We start from the raw sequence: 15932 nt of genomic DNA, 5'->3' as shown, positions 1-15932 counted from the left end.
CTTTCTCCTTTGTCATGCCGCTTGGTTCTCATTTCGCCAGGCGCTTAGCACCGCAGCCGGACAGCCGCGGCCACGCGCCCACTCCACCGTTTCGCGTAACGCTCTGCGCTCCGCTTCGCCAGCAGGCAACCCCCCTTCGAATTGGAGGATTGCCGCGCGCTCCTCAAAATGTTCATCAAGTTCATCGATTAGCGACTCAATGGGGTTGGCCACTCATAGCAGTGTTTCCCGCAGCCTTCGGCAGAGATGGCCGCGGGCCACGATTTCAGCGCGCGACACCACCGTTTCAGTGGAGGCCTCAACGGCCAGAAAACGCGCAATCGTGCGCGATTCGTTTTCTGCCATCGGCTCGCTTGGCGTTTCAGGCGTCCAGCCGTAGCGCCGTGCGAGTGTCTCCAGCCAGCACCGCGCCAGGGCCGCCGCCTCTTCGTGGGAATAAAACCCGCTGCATTGGTGCTCCAGGCGATCGCCTTCGATCACTGCGCGCCCATTTTTGAGAACAGCCAAGTCGCGCCGCGGGTTGCGGATGCTGGAAGATTTCGACAAGCAGCCAACGGGGGCCAGCAGCGCGCAATCGGCGCACCGCACCGGTTCAGGGTTGTCGCGCCGCCAGTGGCGCAACGCCTCGATCGCTGCATAGCTCGGCGGGTCGCCGTCTGCGATCGCCGCCACAAACGGGGCTGGCGGGGTCAATAGTTCGACCAGGGTCGATTTGTTCGCCTTGATCGCAGAAAGCACCTCATCGCCGACAGTCGCCGGGCAACGGATCGTGCCGCGATCGGTCAGGCTAACGGCCACACCGTGACGCGCGAGTTCCAAAATGATTTGGGCGGCGTCCATGGCTCAAACCTCCAGCCATTCGGAATCGCTGTCGCCTAAGGTGCTCAAGTTTTCGCTAAGATGCGTAAGATGCTCACCCTCAGAAAGTGAGCACCTTAGGGGATTCTTGAGCATCTTAGGCAAAACCCACTCCCAGCGTCCGGCCTTTCCCACACCGCCGGTTCGCTCCGCCTCGATGCCAAGGCGCTCCTTGGCGCGCCGAATCGTCGCCCATGAGTAACCGGCCTCCGACGCTTCCTTCTGGATGATCTTCACCGGCACAGGGCCGTTTTGGTTGTGCAACCTTTTTTCTGTAAATTTCCGTGGTGTTGGTCATGACGCCGGGGTTACGGGTTGAGGTTGAGATAGACCTTGCCGGTCATCCACTCGTCGTCGAGTTCGGCCAGCAGCGCCGAGACCAGGCGCAGGCAGGAATCCATGTTGGGGAAGATGCTGGCCACCCGGGTGCGTCGTCGCAGTTCCCGGTTGATGCGTTCCAGCCCGTTGGTGGTACGCAAACGGATACGGTGCGCAGCGGGGAAGTCGAACACCGTCAGGGATTCAGGAATCGCGGTTTCGGCCCACTCGGCCAGTTTCGGATGCTCCTTGCGCCAGGTGTCCAGGGCGGCTTTCAAAAGCCGCTCGGCTTCTGCCTTGTCCGGAGCATTGAAGATCGCGCGCAGTGTCGCGGCGACGTGCTTTTTCGCCTCCTGTCGGGTGACGAACTGGCCGGCGTTTTGCTGCAGATGGAACTGGCAACGCTGCCAGGGAACAGAAGGGAACACCGCTTTGCGGGCAGCTTTGAGGCCCGCATGATCATCCGCGATGATGAGCTTGATCCCGTGCAACCCTCTGGCCAGGAGGGATTCCAGGAAACGTCGCCAATTGATCTCGGCTTCCGACGTGGCCACCGTGCAACCGAGCACCCGCCGTTTGCCCGTCGCATCGACGCCGACGGCGATCAAGACGGCACAATCGACGATTCGCCCTTCCAGCCGCACTTTCTCGTAACGGGCATCCAGAAAGAGATAGGGCACTTCGCCCAGAGGACGCTCGCGCCAGGCCGCAAGCCCCTCGTCGAGCCTGGCGGCGGCACGGCTCACCTGGGCGGTGGAGAGCGAAATCTCCGGCCCCAGCAGGCGCTGCAGTACCTCGATCACCCGGCGGGTGGAGACCCCCTGGACGTACATCTCGGCCAGGGCCAGATGCACCGCCTGATCGGTGCGGGTGCCTTTTTCGAGGGCAGAAGGGTAGAAGTCGCCGCAACGCACCTGGGGCACCTGAAAGGTCAGCTCACCAAGGCGGGTGAGTACCGTCTTGGGTTTGTACCCGTTGGCGTAGTCACGCCGTCGCTCACTACGTTCATAGGGCGCCGCTCCAAGGAACTGGGATCGTTCGATCTTGGCGGCTTCATTGACGAGGATGCGCAGAGCCTCGCCGGCACCCTCCAGTCCGTGTTCGAGCAACACAGCATAAGCCATTTCCAAAGGATTGGTTTCGACACGCATCGCCATGATGGGCATACTCCTTTCTCGAAGTCATGGCGTCAGACCGAGCGCCGCGCACTTCCTGCCAGAGGCGCTAAACGGAATTTACAGAAAGGATGGTACACAACCGCCGTTTTCGAGCAGCGATTCGAGAAACCCCATCGCGTCGGCAAGTTCGCCGCCGCTTTCTGATTCCAGTCCGGCGGCGTTTTCGGCTCTTGAAAGAATCTGCCGCGCATCACCGTCAACAACGCCGCACCAAACAGCGGCGCTGGCAGTGATACCGTCCCCAATCTCACGTTGAAGCAAATCGTAGCCAACGCCACCGGCATCCGGTCCAATGTTGGATTTCGACCGAACGAGAATGCGGGGCGGCGCGTCTCCCTCTTTCGACTCATTTTTTGCAGCGAGTAGCACAACACGCGCCAGCGCTGCGAATGCCACCGATCCCAGAACCCGTTCGGTTGGGTCGCGTCCGGCGCTGCCCTTGGATAGGTGAGTAATCCCAATCACGGCGCAATCAAGGTCGGCCGCCAGATCGACCACCGCTTGCAGGTCGCGGCGCACTTCGGCGCTCTTGTGGGAATCCCCAGCGACGGCGTTCACAATCGGGTCGAGAATCAACAGTGCTGGGCGAATTTTCCGCAGCGCCTCAGCCAAGCGCGGCATGTCGGACGCCGGGTCGAACGGTCTTGGCGCTCCATCGGCTCCAATGACTGCATGCACGAAGTGCACGCGCCTCAAATCTGCGCCTGCAGCCATCAAACGCGGGGCGATGGTGTCGCGCGGGTCGTCTTCGCCGCTCCAAACGACAACATCTCCGGCAGATTCGCACTGCGTGCCGTCGGGCCAAACGCCGCCAGTGGTGACGGTCGCCGCCAGCGAAAACGCGAGGGTCGATTTACCGGTACCCGGTCGACCGGCGAGCAAATGAAGCTTGCCGCGGGCCAACCAGCCGGGCCACAGCCAGCGAATCGGTTCGGGTTTGATCTCGGCAGCCGAAAGCAGCGTGACGCCTTGGTGCTTGATCTGCGCAAAAGCCTCGCGCACTACCTCAAGCCCGTCACGCAATGCTAGGTCATTGAAGTCAGTGCCGCCGGGCAGTAGGTCACGCGGCGGCGCGACCAGGGGGCAGTTCAACGTTTCGGCGGCCTTGATCGCCTCCGGGTGGGCCAGCCCGGTTGCTTTGTCCAGGTCGGACGCGATGACAAGCTCGATACTGGGGTGTTCGGCGCGAATGGCATTCCCGGCGGCGGCGAGGTTTCCCACCGAAAGAGCAGCCGCTACGGGTTCGCCCAGGGCCTCGGCGATTGACAACGCCGTTGCAACACCCTCGGCGATGATGATGCGGCCTTGATCCGGTAATGCTGCGGTCGCCCAAAATCCGCCACCTTTCACACCGCCCGCCAACGCGCTCTTTCTCCCCGCTTCGTCGATAAACTCGCAGGTTGCGATTTTTCCGGCAACACGAACGGGCGCGATTAGCACGCGACCACACAACAGCTCTCCTTTGGCCTGGGGCGCGTATCCGATCAGTTCCGTCAGTTCGTCGAGCGGCAGTTCCCGTAGCGTCGCGGTCGGCGAAACCTTTTTGCGCGCTAAGTAAGGGTGATCGGGCCTTGCCGGTTGTGCAGCGCGCCACACCGTAGCCGCCAGTCGCGCCGCTTGCTCGGCGCGTTTGCGTCGCTCCTCCTCCACCTGGCGGCGTGCTTCCTCGATGCGGCGGCGGTGCGCGGCCTCCTCTTCGGGGGTCAAGGCGCGCCCAAGGTCGGCACGCCAGGTCTCCGAAAGAGCGGATCGCCAATCGCCAAACGCGCCGGCGGGGATGCCGTCAAGGTGCAACAAGTACCACCCGGCATCGTCGCCACGTTTTCCGTTTGTGCTGAACCGATGAAGCTTCCCGTCTGGGATGATCTCTCGCGGCGGCGTCAATCCCGCCGCGATGATCGCGTCGCGAAACTGATTTACGACGTCAAATTCTGATACAATGGGGCCATAGCTAGCCTTGTTTGCCGCCGCCGTGATCGGCGGTTTTTTGTTTCCTTGTGTCATCCTGGCCTCCTCACGCGTTTTGTTTTCTGTCACGCGACTCCAGCCAGGCGTCAATTTCATCGGCGCGCCAGCCAATGGCACGCGGGCCAAGTTTCAGCGGGGCAGGGAACAACCCTTCGCGCGCCCAACGGTAGATGGTGGGGCGAGAGATTTTGGTGATTGCGATCACCTCAGGCAGACGCAAGATGCGGTTGGTGTTTTCCATCATGAGCACCCTTTTTTGTATTGAAGGTGCTCATAATTATTTATATGAAGACAGCCGAGGGAAAGGAAAACTCGTCAAAATTTTTCGCGCGAGTTTTCCCAATTTTTGATTGCGTGGCGCACTTCGCGGGGGGTTACGGTGACGTCTGGGTCGTCGATTGCCACCTCTGCGGTGATCGCAATGGCGCGGATGATTTTCGGGGTGAATGAGATGCCTACCTTTTCGGCCAGCAGGGCAATGAAGGCGCGCAGGTAGGTTTGCTTGTGCGAGATTTGGCGGGTGGTGGTCGCTGCGTCGATAACGATATTGCCGTGTAGGGGCCGCCAGGTGGCGAACGTGTCGGCGATCTTTTCGATTCGTTCGATTTGCTCATACTGGACCACACCGAAACCCAACGATTTGAATTCGTGCATCAGCGCCGCTAGCTCTTTTGCTTTGTCTGCAATTTCGGCGGCAAGCTCTTTTGCTTTGGCTCGGGTTCCCTTTACGCTGCCGAAGTCGATTTGAGCATCCCAGGCCGCGAGAATAAATCTCGCTTGCTCTTCTTCGGAAAGAGAATCGGCGAGCAGCGAATAAACCTTCGCCATTTCGGGGTGCGTCACCAGACGGATGAGTTTTTCGCGTTCCGATTGGCAAGAGGCAAACGCTTCGCGCGCTTTGTTCATTGCGCGGCGAAACTCATCGATTCTCGTGTCGCCAGTCTTCACGGCATGGGCAAATGCCGCTTGCGCTTCGGCGAGTTGTCGTCCGCGCTCCGCTACCCAAAAATCCAGCCCATTGCGCCCAGAGAAGATCGCCTCGATACCTTCCCGAACCGCTTGCGGTACTGCGGGCAAAAATTCGATCACGGCGTTACCCTTCCCGCAGCGCGTCCAGATAGTCAGCCCAGCGTTGCATCATTTCGCGCCGTTGTTCGATGAATCGCGTGCGGTTGTAGGCGCGTCCCAGCGGGTCGGGTACCTTGTGTGCTAGTTGGTGTTCGATCACCTCCGGCGGGAAGCCGAGTTCTTCGTGTAGCAGCGTGCGGGCCACAGCGCGCCAGCCGTGCGCAACGAGTTCGTCTTTGCCGATTCCCAGTCGCCGATACGCGGCGACTATGGCGTTGTCGCTCATCGGTCGCTCCGGGGTGCGTCCTCCTGGGAATACCCAAACGAAGCGTCCAGAGAGCGGGTAAAGTTCTTCGCGTAAGATCGTCAGCGCTTGGCGCGAAAGGGGCACTATGTGATCGGTTGCCGTTTTCGATGCGGTGAAGCGCCATTCGGCACGGGCGAAGTCGATTTCAGCCCATCGCATTTGTCGCAGTTCTCCAGGGCGAACGAAGAGATACGGCAACAGCCGAAGCGCTGCCGAAACGATGGGCGTTCCCTTGAATGCCGAGATGGCGCGCAGGATTGCCGCCACTTCCTCCGGTGTCGTGGGGGCGGGCATGTGGCGCACTTTGGGTTGTTTGAGTGCGCCGTGCAATGCGATCGTCGGGTCGGATTCCACCGCGCCAATCGCCATGCCGTAACGAAAGACTTGTCCAATCACTGTGCGCACGCGGCGCGCGGTTTCGAGCAATCCTCGGTTTTCGATGCGCCGAAGCAGCGCAAGAATTTCGGGCGCTCTGATCTCGGTAATGGGTCGCGCGCCCAGGTAGGGCAGAATTTCACGCTTGAGACGTGATTGCACGACTTCACGGTATTTGGGTGAGCGATCCGCCATGCGACGTTCAAACCACTCGGCGGCGATCGCTTCGAAGGTTTGCGCGCCGTCGAGCAGGCGAGAACGCTTTGCGGCCATAGGGTCGGTGCCAGCGAAGAGTTCACCGCGTAGGCGCTTTGCTTCCTGGCGCGCTTCGGCCAATGTGACGCTGGGGTAAGTGCCCAGCGATAGCATCGTCGCCTTGCCGTCCTTCATGTACCGAAAGCGCCATCGCTTGCTGCCGTTGGGCGCGACTTCCAGGTAGAGATTGTCGCCGTCGGCGATGCGGTATAGTTTCTCTTTCGGCGCAAGCGCGCGGATGCCAACGTCGGTGAGTTTCGGCATGGCGGTACCCCTGTTACTCAACCCCTTTTCGAGATACTCAAATGTTACTCGGCGGTTGGGTGAGCTGCAAGGGTACTTTATGGAATCGAATGAGACGCTATTTTTGGCTTATTTCCTTGATTCTCAAGGATTTTTAGACTTTTTGAGACGTTGAGAAACGGGGCGATGGTGGACCGGATGGGAGTCGAACCCACGACCTTCGCATTGCGAACGCGACGCTCTACCAACTGAGCTACCGGCCCGTACGTACTTCACTGGTGGGTGGTAGTGGGATCGAACCACTGACCCCTGCCGTGTGAAGGCAGTGCTCTACCGCTGAGCTAACCACCCGCAACGTGCGAGAGACGCTTATGATACGGTGTTTCGCGCTCTCTGTCAATAGCTGCTGCGCCCGAAGCACGCATCTTTCGCACGATCATAGGACCTTCAACAGGTCGAGACGTAGTTGTTCTGCCCGCGCTCTTCCTTGCGTCGTCTCGACGATCGCTTGGTACCAGCGACCGAAGAGGGCGCGCAAGACTTCATGGTCTGGTGCGGCGGCAATGTCTTCGATCAAAGACAAGTGGTCGATCGGCGTCGCGGAAAAGGTGCGCAGCGTATTGATCATGAAATTGCGCGCCATTTCGAGCTCTTTCGGGTTGGGGGGATCCGGGAGCGGGCGGAACGCTGTGATCGATTCGATGCGGTCGACCGACTGCGTTGCTCCTGTTTCATCGACCGTCCCAACCAGCTCGATCAGACCAAGCTCTTCCAGCGTACTGAGGACATGGGTCAAATCGTCGGTAGCGGCTAGCTCCCGCAATTGGGAAACGCTCTTTTGACCGTCGATGAGGATCAGGATGCGCCGTTGTCGCGGATTGAGTCCCGCGCTGCGCGTTTTGATCTCTTCCTGCCCTTTTTCGGTTTTGCGGAAGATCGCGTCGCTCATGGTTGTGTGTCTCCAGTTTGTCCTTTGGTGTGGTCATGGGATATGCAAAGAGCGAGCCCCGCGATCCGGCCTGAACGATGGCCGGCTTCCTGCCAGTGCGTGGCGATCCAGTTCATTCCGGACTAGGAACGGGTGATCGGCTTGTAGCGGATCCGTTTCGGCTTAGCCGCTTCTTCACCCAAACGCCGTTTCTTGTCCTCTTCGTATTCGCGGTAGTTGCCCTCGAAGAAGGTCCATTGCGAATCCCCTTCGGCCGCGAGGATGTGGGTGCAGATCCGGTCGAGGAACCAGCGGTCGTGGCTGACGACGAGTGCGCAGCCGGGAAATTCGAGGAGCGCTTCTTCCAGGGCGCGCAGCGTCTCGACGTCGAGGTCGTTCGACGGCTCGTCAAGGAGCAACACGTTGCCGCCCTGCAGCAAGGTTTTCGCCAGGTGCAAACGCCCGCGTTCGCCGCCCGAAAGCTTCCCGACGATCTTCTGTTGGTCCGCCCCTTTGAAGTTGAAACGGCCCAGGTAGGCGCGGCTGTTGATTTCGAAATTGCCGATCTTGAGGATGTCTTGACCGTTCGAGACCTCTTCCCAGACCGTTTTGTTGGGGTCGAGCCCTTCGCGGGTTTGGTCGACGGCGGCGATTTTTACCGTCGGGCCGATCAGGATTTCGCCGCTGTCGGGTTGCTCTTTCCCCAAGATCATGCGAAAGAGGGTCGATTTACCGGCGCCGTTGGGGCCGATGATCCCAACGATCGCCCCTTTCGGGACGATGAACGAGAGGTTGTCGATCAGGAGCCGGTCGCCGAAACCTTTGCTGACGTTGCGGAATTCGATCACCTGGTCACCCAACCGCTCCCCAGGTGGGATGAAGATCTCTTGCGTTTCGTTGCGCCGCTGGTACTCGACGCTGGCGAGCTCCTCGAAGCGCGCCAAGCGCGCTTTGGATTTTGCCTGACGCCCTTTGGGATTGCTGCGCACCCACTCCAATTCGTGTTTCATCGCTTTGAGGCGCGCTGCTTCGGCTTTGGCCTCTTGCTCCAACCGCTTCTCTTTTTGCTCCAGCCACGAGCTGTAGTTCCCTTTCCAAGGGATTCCTTCGCCGCGGTCGAGCTCCAGAATCCATTCGGCGGCATTGTCGAGGAAGTAGCGGTCGTGGGTCACCGCGACGACCGTTCCTGGGAAGCGCACCAGGTACTGCTCCAACCATTCGACCGATTCGGCGTCGAGGTGGTTGGTCGGTTCATCCAAAAGCAGCATATCGGGTTTGGAGAGGAGCAATTTCGCGAGCGCCACGCGACGCTTTTCACCGCCAGAGAGGTTCGCGATTTTGGCGTCCCAGGGGGGTAGGCGAAGCGCATCGGCCGCCTGTTCCATCTGGTTTTCGATGTCCGCACCGGCGTTGGCCAGGATCGCTTCGTATTTGGCTTGCTCTTCGGCCAGTTTGTCGAAATCGGCGTCGGGTTCCGCGTACGCGGCGTAGATTTCGTCGAGCCGTTTTTTCGCTTCGATGATCGTTCCCAACCCCGATTCGACCTCTTCGCGCACCGTTTTGTTGGGGTCGAGTTCCGGTTCTTGCGGCAGATAACCGATCTTGATCCCCGGCTGCCACTGGACTTCGCCTTCGTACTCTTTATCGACGCCGGCCATGATGCGGAGCACGGTCGATTTTCCGGCACCGTTGAGCCCCAGAAGTCCGATCTTGGCTCCGGGGAAGAAAGAGAGCGAAATGTCTTTGATGATTTGCCGTTTCGGAGGGACGGTTTTGCTGACCCGAAACATCGACATCACGTACTGCGCCATCGGTGTACCCATTCGTTTTACTGATGAGGGTTCATTATATACCGGCGTTGCTCGAGCGTTTTGCGCCGCAGAAAACGCAAGAAGCGCGGCGGGAACCGTTTGGTTCCGGCCGCGCTGGGCGGAGGTGCGCACAATGGATCAGAGGTGGAGTTTCTCTTTGAGTCGGGAGAAACCCATCATCTTCATCAAGGCTTTTTCGTAGAACGGTTCGGAGTTGCCCGTTTTCATCTTGTTGAGGAAGTATTTCTCGAACCCGATCTTCGCCCAATGCACCCATTTGCCCGACGCGAACCAGTTGACGTCACGCGGTGGCAGTTGCGGGATTGCAGCAAAAGCAGCGCCACGGTCGCCGAAGTCCGCCAGGCAGAGCGCCTGCCAGCTTCCCTTGTGCGAGGGCTCCTTGCCGTCGAGCACCTCTTTGAGGTTATGGACGATCGCGGTCACCATCGACTCGATCATGTACCCGGTTTTGGGAACGCCGGTGGGGACGGGCGTGGGTCTCACCGGAGGGATGGCGATACAAACGCCAGCCGAGTAGATGTTCGGATATTTGGGGCTGCGCTGGTACTCATCCACGATCACGAAGCCGCGGGGATTGCACAACCCTTCGACCGCTGCCACGGCATCGACTCCTTTGAACGCCGGGAGCATCATCGCGTGCTTGAACGGGAGTTCGTGTTGCTTGACCAGTTGGCCGTTGCGGTCGAGCTCGTCGACGAACATCTTGCCGTCTTCCACCCGCGTGGTTTTGGCGTTAGTGATCCAACGGATGTCGTGCTGGCGGAATTCGTGTTCCATGATCCCTTTGGAATCACCGACGCCATCCAACCCCAGGTGGCCGATGTAGGGTTCGGAAGTGACGAAAGTGATCGGAACTTTGCTGCGCAGTTTGCGTTTGCGCAGCGCAGTGTCGAGCACCATCGCGTATTCATAAGCGGGGCCGAAACAGCTCGCTCCCGGCATCGCACCGACGATCACGGGGCCCGGATCGGCACACAGTTTTTCGAAATCGGTGTAACACTGCTCGGCATGGTCTACGGTACAGACCGATTGGGTAAAGCCCCCGTTGGGCCCCGATCCTGGGACTTCGTCGAACGCCAGCTTCGGACCCGTGGTGATGATGAGAAAATCGTAATCGACCGTTTCCCCGTTTGCGAGCGTGATGGTGTTGTGGTTCGCGTCGATCCGTGTCGCGGGCTGCGCGATGAAGTCGATCCCTTTGCGTTCGAGATAGGGGCGGATAGGCAAGACGATCTCTTCTCTTTTGCGCCACCCCACCGCAACCCAGGGGTTCGACGGGACGAATTGGAAATAGTCGGTGGCGTTGATCACGGTGATTTTGTGCGGCGGCCCGATGAGTTCACGAGCTTCGTATGCCGCAGGCATGCCGCCGATTCCCGACCCGAGGATGACGATGTGTGCCATTTCACTGCCTCCTTTGGTGATAGTATATATAATTATTTTCTAATAATCATAGCTTGTCAACCGTATCGCCAGCGATGCGCTGTTTTCAGGAGTGTGGCGCTGGCGATGGGGTGCTTGCAGCGGTTTCGGGTGGAGTATTGTCGGGCAGATAGGCAAAGATCTGGCACAACACCGCCGCAAGGTAAGGGATCGTTTGCAGCGCCAGGATCGCAACCCAGAGCTGGATTTCCAGTGAGAGCCATCCCCGTTGTGCAACGAGGAGCGCGCCGCTTGCGGTGATCGCGATGAGCATACCCAGCTCTTCGCGGATCGGTCCGAAAAAGGCGAAGGTGCCCTTAGCGCGCCACCCTTTGGGCGTGCGCACGAACGTCCCTTTTTTGTGGGTGAGCCCCGCCAACACGCCGCGCGCGATGGTGTGCGACAGTCCCACCGAAAGGATCGACGCGCCCAGAATGTCGATCCATTTCGTCTGCATGGTGCGGCGATAGAGGATCGGCCCCAACGCCGACTTGAACGCCATGAAGCCGAGCACCGGTGCTGCCAGCGTTGCAACGGGAAGGGTGAAGGTTTTGGGTGCGTAGATCATGCCCAGCGTCCAGAAGAGCGATCCCATCGCGAAGATGAGGTGGAGCGCATCCCCAAACCAGGCAAACCAGCCGGTGAGGAAATGGTAGCGTTGCGCAAAGGTCAGTTGGGATGGCTTTTTCCCCAGAAGATACGGCATATGGGCTTTGAGGATCTGCATCGCCCCAAACGCCCAGCGGAAGCGCTGCGACTTGATCGCGGCGAAATCCGAAGGAGTAAGTCCGCGGCCGAAGATGTGGTCGACGTAACGGATCTCGTAGCCCCGCTCCAAGAGCCGCAACCCCAGCTCGGTGTCTTCACAGATGCACCATTCGGACCACCCGCCAACCGCTTCGAGCATCGGGCGGCGAATGAGCGTCATCGTCCCGTGCTGGATGAGGGCGTTGCGTTCGTTGCGGTGGTGCATCCCGATCCGGAAAAAACCTTCGAACTCCCAATTGCACATCCGTTGGAAGAAGGAGTGTTCATATTCCCGGTGGGCTTGCGGCGCCTGAACCACCGCGACCAGCGGTGACTCGAGGAAATGGGGGATGAGCCGCGCAAGCCAGTCCCGTTCGACGACGTAATCGGCATCGACGACGCCAACCACCTCGGCACGTGGGTCGGTTTGCCGAAGCGCGAAATTGAGCGCCCCTGCTTTGAATCCGGGCCATTTGGGCAGATGGAAAAATTTCACCCGATCGCCCAATTGGGCACAGTGGGCTTCGACCGGCTTCCACAGCGCTTCGTCGGTAGTGTTGTTGTCGACGACGATCACTTCGAAGTGGGGGTAGTCCATCGCAACGAGCGAATCGATGGTGGCGATCACCATTTCGGGCGGTTCGTTATAGCAAGCAAGGTGGACCGAAACGAATGGGGCTTTTTCAGGAGGAACTGGGGGCAGAGGGGTGAAGCGTCGCCGCCATTGCCGTTTGAAGAGCACTTCACCGAATTCGAACCCATGGGAGAGGAGCACTGCGGCGGTCATCAGTGTTGCCAGGATGAGGAAGATCAGGCCGACGAGATCCCCGCGCGAAAGGTAATAGTCTTTGGGGAGATAGACGCCGATGAGGAGCACGATCACACAGAGCTGCGTCAGCCCCATCAACCACAGACGCCCGAGCAGGTTCCAGCTGGCGAGCGCAAAGGCGAGCGCAAAGAGGAGCGGCGCGCCGATGAAGGTTGCAAGTTTGGCCTTCTCTTGCCAACGGACGTCGCGGACGATGAGGCCATCGAGCGAATATTTCGGTTGCCGGTCGGCGTCAAAGACCCCCCAATGGGCTCCTGCCCACCCTTCGACGGCCACCTTCCAGGGTTGATCGAACGCCTCCATGATGTAATAGTCGAGAAAGAGCGAGCGAGGGTCGGAGAGAAAGCCACGGACGAAATGGGCAGCGTTTTCGATCGAAGCTTCAGCCCGTTCATCCCCTCCCAAGAGGTTGGGCATGACTTCGCCGCGACTGGGCCAGCCGATCTCACCGATCACGACGGGCAGTTTCGGGAAACGCTTTTGCACTTCTTCAAGGCGTCCAAAGGCGTAATCGAGCGCCCGGGCGACGTCGATCCCCTCGTGGTAGGGGAGCAGGTGGATCATCACGAAATCGACGTGGTCCGCCAGTTCGGGGTTCTTCAGCCAAACGTGCCACGGTTCGGCTGTCGAGACGAGCGGGCGGCGATTTTTGTCGGGAAAGCGGCGGCGCAGTTCATCACGGACGCGATCGAGGTAGGCAGCCATTTCGGCAACGGTCATCTCTTTGCGCAAGAGCGCTTCGTTGCCCACGACGATGCGGGTGATGTTGTCGTAGCGTTCCGCCATTTCGAGCCCTGCTGCGATTTCGCGTTCCGAGAGCGCTTGATCCGCGGAGACCCAGAGACCCATAGCCACTTCGAATTTGCGCTGGTGGGCCAGAGGGTAGATGGCGGGGGCGTCGGTGACCCCGTAGGTGCGGATCCGTTTCGTATAGAGAGCGAGTAGATCGAGATCTTGCGCAATTTGCTCCGGGCTCGGATAACGCTTTTCGAGCGGCGATTGATCCCGGCGAAACGGTGTGTAGGCAAACCCGTTGATCTCTCCAGCAACCCCAGGTTCGGTTCCCAGCCGCACGTGCCAGGCCCAGGCTTGCCAGAAAGCGGTAAGGACGAGCACGGTGAGGAGGAGCGCCGTGAGCGTTCGGCGCAGCAGTGGCAGGAGGGGCGTGACAGAGCGGAGCATGGTGGTCCCTACGAAATCGCGTGAAGGAAAATCGGTAGAATCACGACACAACGGGAAAACGGGCGGAGAACGGCTGTGGATACGACAGGCAGGCAGGATTCTAACAGGCTGGTAGTCGCGGAAAAAGGTGGTTGGTTCGTTCTCTTCGTAAGTCTTGCCGGTTTTCTGGCGCTGCGTTTTCTGTGGTTGGAAAGTGGGGTAGCCCCCTTTGCGTGTGGTGCGACATGGCAGCCGGAACTGGGTTGGGCGTGTGTTGCAAAGACCTTGCTCGTGCAAGCGTTCATCGAGGAACGAGCGGGTTGGGTCGCCGTTGCGCTCGCGATGGCTGCGTTCCGCTTTTCCTGGCGACAGATCGCGTTTGGGGCGCTTTGGTTGGGACTCTTCGCCACGGTTTTCTATAGTGCGACGACGGGGGTCATTGCGGCGCTGTTGGCGCTACCCGTGTGGCTTGGCTGGACGCAGCGCGGGCGCGCGGAAGCGACAGCGTGATCGCCGCGGTGGTGAGAAACCACAAGAGCGCTTGGCCGTTCATCGCCTCTTTCAGCCAGACGAACGCGGCGCAAAGGAGTGCGATCGCACTCCAGAGCCGTTCGGTGAGGGTAACGGACCAGTGACGCAGTGGCGCCACCAACGCAAGCGGTAGGTAGAGACAGGTGGCATAGTCGCGATAACGGCCATCGACGACGAGCCAAACGTTGGCGACGGCCAGGGCAAAGAGGAGATAGCTGGTCGCAACGGTCAGCCAGTCTGGTGGAGTCGCGCGGTACGTGGGTCGTGCCGCCAACGCGACCGCGACGACAAGCGCAACGACCCCGGTAGCGCCCAATGCTCCCCATTCCCACGCGTTGCGATAGGCGACCACCGCATGTTCCCATTGCCAAAAGGCCGTGAATCCCAGCGCTGCCCCAAGAAGCGTCACCGGCCAGCGTCGCAGCGACGCGATGAGCGGCAGCAGCACCGCGCCCATGAGCGCCGCAGTCAAAGGGGGCCAGAGGGTGTCCCGCTCCGCAACCGGCCCAGTGAGGGGAAATTTCGGTTCCTGAGCGGTATTCAAAACCCCCCAATACCCACCCACGGTCCCTTCCAAAGCGCGTTTCCACGGTTGGTCGTGGGATTCGATGAAATTGACGTCCCAGTTGAACGTAGCCGCCAGTGAGAGAACATCGCGAACGTATTTCGCCTGATTCACCCGGGAGGGAACGGCGCCTTCGCGTTGTTTGCCAGCACTGGGCCAGCCGGTCTCGCCGATCGCGATCGGAATGGCACCGAGCACTTGGCGGGCCATCGTTCGGATGCGGAAGAGATGTTCTGCAGCCGAGTCGATTGGCTGCGGTCGATCTTCCCAGTAGGGAAGGATATGAATCGTTGCGACGTCGACATGCGGCAACAAAGCGCCGCGGTAACGCAACCAGAATTCCCAGACGTCGGCGTAGGTGATGGGAACCTGCGCTTGTGTTTTTGCTTGTTCCAGGTAGCGCGCCAAATTTTCTGGTGTCTGTTCGCGCCGTAGCAAGACTTCGTTGCCGACGATCAGGCGTGTTACGACGCCGCGATATTGATTGGCCAACGCGATCGCGCGCGCGAGTTCCTGCGCGTTTTTCTTGTCGTCCCGTCCGATCCACGCACCCAGCCAAACGGTGAGGCCATGGCGCGCCGCGAACTCGGGCACTCGATCGAGCCCCTGGTCGACCGAATAGGTGCGCACACAGCGGGTGATTTTGGCCAACGCTTGGAGGTCCAGGTCGATCCATTCCGGTGGGATCTGGGTATTGGGGTCAAGTGGTGTGACGCCCGCACGGAAGTAGGGACTGTACGAGACACAGGGAAGGCGTGCGTCAGCGTTGGGACGCGCAGGCCCATCAGGAAGGGGTTGCGGAACCGTTTCACCGTGGTACCAGACCACGAAGAACGCGACCACCAGCAACCAGAGCGCTACCAGAGCGCGCGAAAACGGGAGCGGGCGCTTCATCGTTCTGCCGCGATTCGCTGCGCATACGTTTCCGCCGTGAGACATTTCTCCGGATCGATCGGTTTTTCCGCGCGAAAGAGCACAATCCAATGGTGCAAAGGCGCTTCGTTGAGCCACTCGGGGTGGTCGTGCAACGCGCGGTTGACGTCGAGGACTTCGAGGTCAACCGGTGCCGGGACGTCGGACGCAGTTTTGACCGACTCGACGACGAAGAGGGTTTCGTCTTCGTTTACCCGAACTTCACGATCCGGAAGTTCGACGAAGACGACGTCACCAAGCTGTTCGGCCGCAAAAGGGGTGATCCCCATACGCCACAGCCCTTCGCCTTCGGGTTGCAACCATTGGTGCGTGGGCAAATAGATCCGGTCATCCGCAATGGCGTTGGTCGTCTGCACTTTTTTGCCTCAAAGGGTTGTGAAAAAGAAACGAAAGGAGTATTGTAGCGAAGTGGTG

Annotated in this window: 14 protein-coding genes and 2 tRNA genes; 1 reads left to right on the top strand and 15 read right to left on the bottom strand. The window is 59.8% G+C overall.

From position 1 onward, the window contains the following. Positions 1 to 12: 12 nt before the first annotated feature. From HPTL_RS05920 to HPTL_RS05855, 13 genes are all read right to left on the bottom strand, one after another. Positions 13 to 213 carry a hypothetical protein gene (locus HPTL_RS05920; RefSeq protein WP_119335148.1) on the bottom strand — a complete coding sequence of 67 codons (201 nt, stop codon included), beginning with the start codon at positions 211 to 213 and terminating at the stop codon, positions 13 to 15. Continuing rightward, positions 214 to 840 carry a hypothetical protein gene (locus HPTL_RS05915; RefSeq protein ID WP_119335147.1) on the bottom strand — a complete coding sequence of 209 codons (627 nt, stop codon included), beginning with the start codon at positions 838 to 840 and terminating at the stop codon, positions 214 to 216. It abuts the gene before it with no gap. A gap of 326 nt (positions 841 to 1166) precedes the next feature. Further along, positions 1167 to 2333 (bottom strand): IS256 family transposase, encoded by a 1167-nt coding sequence (locus HPTL_RS05905; RefSeq protein WP_119334379.1) that lies wholly within the window; start codon positions 2331 to 2333, stop codon positions 1167 to 1169. A 78-nt stretch (positions 2334 to 2411) separates the two neighbouring features. Beyond that, positions 2412 to 4358, bottom strand: a complete 1947-nt coding sequence (locus HPTL_RS05900; protein ID WP_170141289.1) for an AAA family ATPase — start codon at positions 4356 to 4358, stop codon at positions 2412 to 2414. Between the two features lie 10 nt (positions 4359 to 4368). Further along, positions 4369 to 4566, bottom strand: coding sequence for a helix-turn-helix transcriptional regulator (locus HPTL_RS05895; protein WP_119335144.1), 198 nt, complete (start codon positions 4564 to 4566; stop codon positions 4369 to 4371). A gap of 71 nt (positions 4567 to 4637) precedes the next feature. Continuing rightward, on the bottom strand, positions 4638 to 5411 hold the full coding sequence (locus tag HPTL_RS05890) for a hypothetical protein (protein WP_119335143.1): 774 nt from the start codon (positions 5409 to 5411) through the stop codon (positions 4638 to 4640). Between the two features lie 4 nt (positions 5412 to 5415). Beyond that, complete coding sequence (locus HPTL_RS05885; protein ID WP_119335142.1) at positions 5416 to 6591, bottom strand: tyrosine-type recombinase/integrase; 1176 nt, start codon at positions 6589 to 6591, stop codon at positions 5416 to 5418. 166 nt (positions 6592 to 6757) lie between these two features. Next, positions 6758 to 6833, bottom strand: a tRNA-Ala gene (locus HPTL_RS05880). 13 nt (positions 6834 to 6846) lie between these two features. Continuing rightward, positions 6847 to 6921, bottom strand: a tRNA-Val gene (locus tag HPTL_RS05875). 85 nt (positions 6922 to 7006) lie between these two features. Further along, complete coding sequence (locus HPTL_RS05870) at positions 7007 to 7519, bottom strand: hypothetical protein (protein WP_119335141.1); 513 nt, start codon at positions 7517 to 7519, stop codon at positions 7007 to 7009. Positions 7520 to 7641: 122 nt separating this feature from the next. Continuing rightward, positions 7642 to 9309 carry an energy-dependent translational throttle protein EttA gene (ettA, locus tag HPTL_RS05865; protein WP_119335140.1) on the bottom strand — a complete coding sequence of 556 codons (1668 nt, stop codon included), beginning with the start codon at positions 9307 to 9309 and terminating at the stop codon, positions 7642 to 7644. Positions 9310 to 9447: 138 nt separating this feature from the next. Continuing rightward, on the bottom strand, positions 9448 to 10734 hold the full coding sequence (locus HPTL_RS05860; RefSeq protein ID WP_119335139.1) for an NAD(P)/FAD-dependent oxidoreductase: 1287 nt from the start codon (positions 10732 to 10734) through the stop codon (positions 9448 to 9450). Between the two features lie 85 nt (positions 10735 to 10819). Then, a complete protein-coding gene (locus tag HPTL_RS05855; RefSeq protein WP_119335138.1) occupies positions 10820 to 13510 on the bottom strand; it encodes a glycosyltransferase in 2691 nt (896 codons plus the stop codon). A 75-nt stretch (positions 13511 to 13585) separates the two neighbouring features. Here HPTL_RS05855 and HPTL_RS05850 point away from each other — a divergent pair, with 75 nt between their 5' ends. Further along, positions 13586 to 13999 carry a hypothetical protein gene (locus HPTL_RS05850; protein ID WP_119335137.1) on the top strand — a complete coding sequence of 138 codons (414 nt, stop codon included), beginning with the start codon at positions 13586 to 13588 and terminating at the stop codon, positions 13997 to 13999. On the opposite strand, the gene HPTL_RS05845 is transcribed toward HPTL_RS05850, so the two are convergent. Together HPTL_RS05845 and HPTL_RS05840 are read right to left on the bottom strand one after the other, a co-directional pair. Next, entirely contained in the window at positions 13926 to 15479 is a 1554-nt protein-coding gene (locus HPTL_RS05845) for a glycoside hydrolase family 17 protein (RefSeq protein WP_179949073.1), read from the bottom strand. The two genes, HPTL_RS05850 and HPTL_RS05845, sit on opposite strands and share 74 nt — an antisense overlap. Next, entirely contained in the window at positions 15476 to 15874 is a 399-nt protein-coding gene (locus HPTL_RS05840; protein WP_119335136.1) for a glycine cleavage system protein H, read from the bottom strand. Before HPTL_RS05840 ends, HPTL_RS05845 begins: the two co-directional genes overlap by 4 nt. Between the last annotated feature and the right edge of the window lie 58 nt (positions 15875 to 15932).

Origin of the sequence: Hydrogenophilus thermoluteolus (genome assembly GCF_003574215.1) — a bacterium.
In the GTDB taxonomy this organism is placed as follows: Bacteria; Pseudomonadota; Gammaproteobacteria; order Burkholderiales; family Rhodocyclaceae; genus Hydrogenophilus; species Hydrogenophilus thermoluteolus.
Note: the sequence above shows the minus strand (reverse complement) of the source record. Positions and strands in the feature narration are given on the sequence as shown.

Coding starts and splice junctions, on each gene's coding strand:
- HPTL_RS05915 (WP_119335147.1), bottom strand. CDS start 840: ATGGACGCCGCCCAAATCATTTTGGAACTCGCGCGTCACGGTGTGGCC.
- HPTL_RS05905 (WP_119334379.1), bottom strand. CDS start 2,333: ATGGCGATGCGTGTCGAAACCAATCCTTTGGAAATGGCTTATGCTGTG.
- HPTL_RS05900 (WP_170141289.1), bottom strand. CDS start 4,358: ATGACACAAGGAAACAAAAAACCGCCGATCACGGCGGCGGCAAACAAG.
- HPTL_RS05895 (WP_119335144.1), bottom strand. CDS start 4,566: ATGATGGAAAACACCAACCGCATCTTGCGTCTGCCTGAGGTGATCGCA.
- HPTL_RS05885 (WP_119335142.1), bottom strand. CDS start 6,591: ATGCCGAAACTCACCGACGTTGGCATCCGCGCGCTTGCGCCGAAAGAG.
- HPTL_RS05870 (WP_119335141.1), bottom strand. CDS start 7,519: ATGAGCGACGCGATCTTCCGCAAAACCGAAAAAGGGCAGGAAGAGATC.
- ettA (WP_119335140.1), bottom strand. CDS start 9,309: ATGGCGCAGTACGTGATGTCGATGTTTCGGGTCAGCAAAACCGTCCCT.
- HPTL_RS05860 (WP_119335139.1), bottom strand. CDS start 10,734: ATGGCACACATCGTCATCCTCGGGTCGGGAATCGGCGGCATGCCTGCG.
- HPTL_RS05855 (WP_119335138.1), bottom strand. CDS start 13,510: ATGCTCCGCTCTGTCACGCCCCTCCTGCCACTGCTGCGCCGAACGCTC.
- HPTL_RS05845 (WP_179949073.1), bottom strand. CDS start 15,479: ATGAAGCGCCCGCTCCCGTTTTCGCGCGCTCTGGTAGCGCTCTGGTTG.